The following is a 6,109-nucleotide window of genomic DNA, read 5'->3' on the forward strand; positions in this document are numbered from 1 at the left end:
CGCCCGCCCCGGGGCGCCCCCCCCCCCCCCCCCCCCCCGGGGGGGCGGGCGCGGGGGGCCGCCCCCCCCCCCCCCCCCGCGGGGGCGGGGGGGGGGGGCGGGGGGGCCCCCCCCCCCACGTCACTCCGACCCCGCGCCCCACCCCCACCGCACTGTGGGGCGGGGCGTCAGGAGTCCAGCGAGATCACCGTCCGCAGCGCCTCGCCGCTGCGCATCTGCGCGATCGCCCGGTTCACCTCGGCCAGCCCGACCCGGTGGGTGATCATCCCGTCGAGGTCGATCCGCCCGGCCCGCCAGAGGTCCACGACCAGGGCGATCGTGCGGGCGACCGGAGCCCCGCCGTACAGCGAGGGCAGCAGCCGCTTCTCGTTGAAGAACAGTTCCCCCATGGTGAACTGGGCGAGGTCGTCCTGCGCGCCCGCGCCGATGACGACGACGGCGCCGCCGCGCCGGGCGGCGTCGTAGCCGGCCCGGACGGTGGCCGCGCGGCCGACGGCCTCGAAGACGTGGTCGAAGCCGCCGCCGGGCAACCCCTTGGCGAACGCCTTGAGTTCCTCGGGCGCGATGGCCTCGGTGGCGCCGAAGGCGAGGGCCCGTTCGCGGCGCGAGGCGACCGGGTCGACCACGGTGATCCGGGCGGCGCCGCAGACCCGGGCGCCCTGGACGGTGGCCACGCCGACACCGCCCGCGCCGATCACCGCGACCGAGGAACCGGGCTCCACCCGGGCGGTGTTGACGGCGGCGCCGATGCCGGTGGTCACGCCGCAGCCGATCAGGGCGGCGGCCTCGTAGGGCAGGTCGGCGGGCACCTTGATCACCGCGTCGGCGGCGACCACCACCTCCTCGGCGAAGGCGCCGGTGCCGTAGAAGCCGGAGGCCTCGGTGCCGTCGTCGGCGAGCCGGAAGCCGGGGGCGCCGAGCCGCCGCAGGCTGGCGATGCAGAGGTGGCCGCGGCCGCGCTCGCAGTGGGCGCAGCGTCCGCAGGGGGCCATCCAGCAGAGCACCACGCGGTCGCCGGGGGCGACGCCGGTGACGCCCTCGCCGACCTCGACGACGTCCCCGGCGCCCTCGTGCCCGGGGACGAAGGGCGCGGGCTGCGGCAGGATCCCGCTCATCGCGGAGAGGTCCGAGTGGCACAGGCTGGCGGCGCGCATCCGGACCCGTACGGTGCCCGGTCCGAAGCCGAGCGCCGTGACGTCCTCGCGGACGTCGAGGGTGTCCTGGCCGGTCTTGTGCAGGACGGCTGCGCGCATGGGCTGCTCCCGGTGTGCCTCGGGTCATCGGGTCAAGGGTCGGGGCGATTCTGGCACGGCCGCCGGGCACGGACTAGAACGCGTTCCAGAACGGCGCGGGGGCGGCGGCCCGGCGGAGTGATCACAGTACGAACGAGCCCTCCGCGCAGCGACGATCCGGCCCGCCATCATGATCGCCGTGCTCACGGCCTCGGCCGACGGCGCACCGCCGACCGGACCGGCCGACCTCCCGGCGGCCGCCCCGCTACCGTCGAGTAGGGTCCGAGCACGTCCGTCCGCCGCCCGAACCCGAGGAGCACCGCATGTCCGACCTGCTGGAGGGCGCCCGCCCGGCGCCGGAGGTGCTGGCGGCGTTCGAGACGGCCACCGGGTTCATGCCGGTGGACGAGGGCCTCGCGCTCTACGAGGCGGCGGTGGCGGCGGCCCGGCGCACCGGGCTGCCGGTGCTGGAGATCGGCACCTACTGCGGCCGCTCGGCGGTCCTGCTGGCCGCCGCGGCCCGGGAGGCCGGGACGGTCGCGCTGACCGTGGACCACCACCGCGGCTCGGAGGAGCAGCAGCCGGGCTGGGAGTACCACGACCCGACCCTGGTGGACCCGGAGGTCGGCCGGATGGACACCCTGCCCCGGTTCCGCCGCACCCTGCACGCGGCGGGGCTGGAGGAGCACGTGGTCGCGCTGGTCGGCCGCTCGCCGCAGATCGCCGCGCTGTGGGGGCGCCCGCTCGCCCTGGTCTTCATCGACGGCGGGCACACCGACGAGCACGCCACCGGCGACTACGAGGGCTGGGCGCCGCACCTGGCGCCGGAGGGCCTGCTGGTGGTGCACGACGTGTTCCCGGACCCGGCGGACGGCGGCCAGGCCCCGTACCGGGTCTACCTGCGGGCGCTGGCCGAGGGCTTCGAGGAGGTCTCGGTGACCGGTTCGCTGCGCGTCCTGCGCCGGGCCGCCGCCTAGGGCCTGTCCGGCGGATCTTGGCAGATCAGCGCGCGGCGTTGGGCGCCCGGCTGGGCGTGCGCCCGAGTCGGCCTCGTACTGGACGTACTTGGGCGATTCGGGCGTGCGTCCAGGCGGGATGCCCGGCGTCGCGCGCCTGGCAAGATCCGCCGGACAGGCCCTAGCCCTGTCCGCCCGAGGCTCCCGCACACCGGCCCCCGCCCCGACCGCACCGCGCGATACCCCCCGCAGCCACGCCCCGATGCTCTAACGTCGTGCCTGGGCTGTCGGGCGGGGGTTCGAACGGTACGGTGTCCGCGCAGCACCAGGCAGCTGCGGCACGGGCGGCAGCACCAGGCAGAGCATCGGCGGACGGTGGGGGCCAGCGGCACATGACGGACCAGCACAACACCGCTCCGGCGGTCTGGGACCCGACCGCGCGCGGCGGCGCGGGCGGCTGGGTCCGCAATCCGCAGCGCCCGGACGCCGGGACCGACCCCGCCGCACCGACCGGCGCCCCCGCCCCGGGCGCGGCCGAGGACCAGGACCCGCCGCTGGGCGGCCGCCCGTACCTGTCCACCGCCCCGGGCTTCGGCCCGGCGCCGGACATGTCGGGCCCGGCCACCCCGCCGCCCCCGCCCCCGGGCCCCGGCGCGCCCACCGCCGCCCTCCCCCGGATCGCCCCGGCGCCGGGCGCCCCGCCCGCGGCCGCGCCGTTCCCCTCGCACGCGACCCCGCAGGACCGCGGCACCCAGGGCGGGCCGCTCCCCGGCCCCGGGTACGTCTACCCGCCGCCGCCTCCGGCCGGCAACCCGTACCAGCAGGCCGCGGACCAGCAGGGCGGGTACGGGTACCCGCCGCCGCCCTACCCGCAGACCCCGCAGAACCCGCAGGCCCCGTACAGCGCCCCGCCGTACCCGGCCCGGCCGGACCACCCGGCCGCCCTCCCGCCCGACCACGAGGACGACGGGGACCGCCCGGGCAACCGCCGGGCCCCGCTGCTGATCGGCTTCGCGGTCCTGCTGGTGCTGGCGGTCGGCGGCGGCCTGCTGTACGCGGCCCAGGGCGGTGACAAGGGCGGCCAGGCCGCGCCCACCCCGCCGGCCGGCGCCGCGACCGGTGCCGGCAACCCGCCGCCCGCCCCGGCGCCCACCGGCACGGACGCCGCGCCCGGCGCCACGGCCACGCCCTCCGACACGCCGGCCCCGTCCGCGACCACGGCCGGCCCGAACGCCAAGGCCCAGGCCCAGGCGCTGGACGGACTGCTCACCGAGGGCGGCAACGCCAGGACGCAGATCGGCAACGCCGTCGCCAAGGTCAGCAGCTGCCCGTCGAAGGCCGACATCGAGAGCGCGGCGCAGGTCTTCGACAGCGGGGCCGGCCAGCGCCAGGGGCTGCTGGGCAAGCTCGCCAAGCTGAGCGTCACGGACGTCCCGGGCGGCGCGGACGCGGTGAACTCGTTGAAGTCCGCCTGGCAGCTGTCCGCCGACATCGACAAGGCGTACGCGGCCTGGGCCCGCGCCGTGGCCAAGCAGGGCTGCTCCGGCAACGCGCCGAGCACGCCGGACAAGAAGCACGCGGACGAGCTCAACCCGCAGGCGACCCAGGCGAAGAACGACTTCCTGACCAAGTGGAAGCCGATCGCGGACGCCTACGGCCTCACCCCGCCCACCTCGGACAGGATCTGAACAGCCCGTGACCGGCCCGACCTCCCCCGCCCCCCGCCGTTCCGCCCTGCTGCGCACCGCCACCGCGGTGGCGGTGGTCGTTCCGCTCTGCACGGCGGGCTGGTTCGGGTGGCAGGCCCTGGACGGCTCCGGCCCGGTGGCCGCCACGGCCGCCGCGCAGCCCGCCTCGTCGCCGACCGGCGCCACCCCGACCGACCCGTCCCCGGAGCCGGCGACGGGCACGGCGACGGGCACGACGACGAGCCCCGCCCCGGACCCGACGCCCGGCGCGCCCACCGGTACGCCGACGCCCGCCGCCACCCCGCAGGCCCCGGCCGGCGGCGGCGACCTGGCCGGCCGCACCGTGGTGCTCGACCCCGGCCACAACCCCGGCAACTTCTCCCACCCCACCGAGATCAACCGTCAGGTGGACGTCGGCAACGGCCACAAGGAGTGCGACACCACCGGCACCGAGACCAACGCGGGCTACACCGAGGCCGACTACACCCTGGACGTCACCCGCCGGGCCCGCGCCCTGCTCACCGCCCGGGGCGCCAAGGTCGTCATGGTGCAGGACGGCGACCGCCCGTGGGGCCCGTGCGTCGACGAGCGCGCCAGGGCGGGCGCCGACGCCCACGCGGACGTCGCGCTGTCGGTGCACGGCGACGGCGCGCCGGCGAGCGGCAGCGGCTTCCACGTGATCCTGCCCGCCAAGGTGGTCGCCGGTACGGCGGACAACTCCGCGATCGTCGAACCCTCGCGCCGGCTGGGCCTGCTGCTGCGCGACCGCTTCCACGCCGCGACCGGCGAGCCGTACGCCGACTACATCGCCAAGGACGGCCTGGACACCCGCTCCGACCTGGGCGGCCTCAACCTCTCCGCGGTTCCCAAGGTGTTCATCGAGTGCGGTAACATGCGCAACTCCGCGGACGCCCGACGGATGACGGACCCTCAGTGGCGGCAGCAGGCCGCCCAGGGGATCGCCGACGCGCTGGGCGCCTTCCTGACCACCCACTGACCGGACCGGGCAAGGGAGTTGGGGCGAAGCGGGCCGACCGGCGGACACCCGCCGAGTCGGCACGGTTTGCAACGACTTCGACCCGTTCCCGGTCCCGCCGTGCACCGGTGGGACGGTTGGGCCTAGGCTTCTGGTCCGTTCGGGAGTTTCGGCCGGTCGGACCGACCGCACGAAGCACCGTCCACGACACGTCAACGAGGGGAACGTAAGTGAATCTGCGCGCTCTCACCAGGGGAGACGCCGCCGTCGCAGGCGCGGCCGTCCTGCTGTTCATCGCCTCCTTCCTGCCCTACTGGACCGTGGACTGCAGCGGCCGGTACTGCGGGGACACCTCGCAGAACGCGTGGAGCACCCAGCTGTTCCCCATCCTGCCGTCGATCTACCTCCTGGGGATCGCCGCGGCCGTCCTGATCCTGGTGCAGCGCTTCCAGGGCCCCGCCGCGGCCAACCGCCAGGTGCTCGGCCTGCGGCTGGACCAGTGGGGCATCGCGTTCAGCGTCGCCGCGCTCTGGACCTCGGTCTGGGCGCTCGGCGGGGGCCCGTCGGCCACCACGCTCAGCCACGGCTTCGGCGCCTGGCTCGGCCTCATCTCGCTGCTCGTGCTGGCCGGTGCGGCCGCGGCCGCACCGCTGGTGCCGGCGCTCAAGGCCCCGCTGGTCAACGAGCGCCCGGCCGTCCCGTACCAGGGCGGCTACCCGATGCCGGGTCAGCCCGGCCACCCGGGTGCCCCCGGCCAGCCCGGCCCGGGCCAGTACGGCTACCCGAACCAGGGTCACGACCCGGCCTTCGGCGCCCAGCCGGCCGGTGGCTACGGCTACCCGGCCGCCGGCCAGCCGCAGCCGGGCCAGCCGGTGCAGGCCGGTCCGCAGGACGCCGCCGCGCCGGCCCCGCAGCCGACCCCGGCCGCCCAGCAGCCGGCCGCCCCGGCGGCGGACTTCCAGCCCTTCTGGTTCGCCGTCCCGGCCCCGCGCCAGCTGGCCCCGAAGGACAACCCGGTCGGCGCCCCGGTCGGCGAGGTCGTGCCGGGCACCTGGTACCTGGCCGTCGAGCAGCGCGGCGCGGCCCTGGTCGCCCAGCTGCCGGACGGCACCCAGGGCGTGCTGGCCGACACCGCCGGCATCCAGCGCGGCTGACGCCGCGGCGCGGACGCGAGCCGCGCGACGGCACGGAGAAGGGGGGGGGGGGGGGAGAGGCAGACAGACCCCCGCAAAAGAACAGCGCGGCGCGGCTCAAGGA

5 protein-coding genes are annotated in these 6,109 nt (G+C 77.1%); 4 read left to right on the plus strand and 1 reads right to left on the minus strand.

Going from position 1 to position 6,109, the window contains the following annotated elements:
- Positions 1–167 precede the first annotated feature (167 nt).
- On the minus strand, positions 168–1,253 hold the full coding sequence (locus ACFWXO_RS36275) for a Zn-dependent alcohol dehydrogenase (RefSeq protein WP_380529455.1): 1,086 nt from the start codon (positions 1,251–1,253) through the stop codon (positions 168–170).
- A 302-nt stretch (positions 1,254–1,555) separates the two neighbouring features.
- On the opposite strand from ACFWXO_RS36275, the gene ACFWXO_RS36280 reads away from it, so the two are divergent.
- From ACFWXO_RS36280 to ACFWXO_RS36295, 4 genes are all read left to right on the plus strand, one after another.
- Complete coding sequence (locus ACFWXO_RS36280) at positions 1,556–2,209, plus strand: class I SAM-dependent methyltransferase (RefSeq protein ID WP_380407751.1); 654 nt, start codon at positions 1,556–1,558, stop codon at positions 2,207–2,209.
- Positions 2,210–2,580: 371 nt separating this feature from the next.
- Complete coding sequence (locus ACFWXO_RS36285; protein WP_380529457.1) at positions 2,581–3,876, plus strand: hypothetical protein; 1,296 nt, start codon at positions 2,581–2,583, stop codon at positions 3,874–3,876.
- A gap of 7 nt (positions 3,877–3,883) precedes the next feature.
- Positions 3,884–4,873, plus strand: coding sequence for an N-acetylmuramoyl-L-alanine amidase (locus tag ACFWXO_RS36290; protein ID WP_380529459.1), 990 nt, complete (start codon positions 3,884–3,886; stop codon positions 4,871–4,873).
- A gap of 209 nt (positions 4,874–5,082) precedes the next feature.
- Positions 5,083–6,006, plus strand: a complete 924-nt coding sequence (locus tag ACFWXO_RS36295; protein WP_380529461.1) for a hypothetical protein — start codon at positions 5,083–5,085, stop codon at positions 6,004–6,006.
- Positions 6,007–6,109 lie beyond the last annotated feature (103 nt).

This window comes from Kitasatospora sp. NPDC059088, from assembly GCF_042738155.1.
In the GTDB taxonomy this organism is placed as follows: domain Bacteria; phylum Actinomycetota; class Actinomycetes; order Streptomycetales; family Streptomycetaceae; genus Kitasatospora.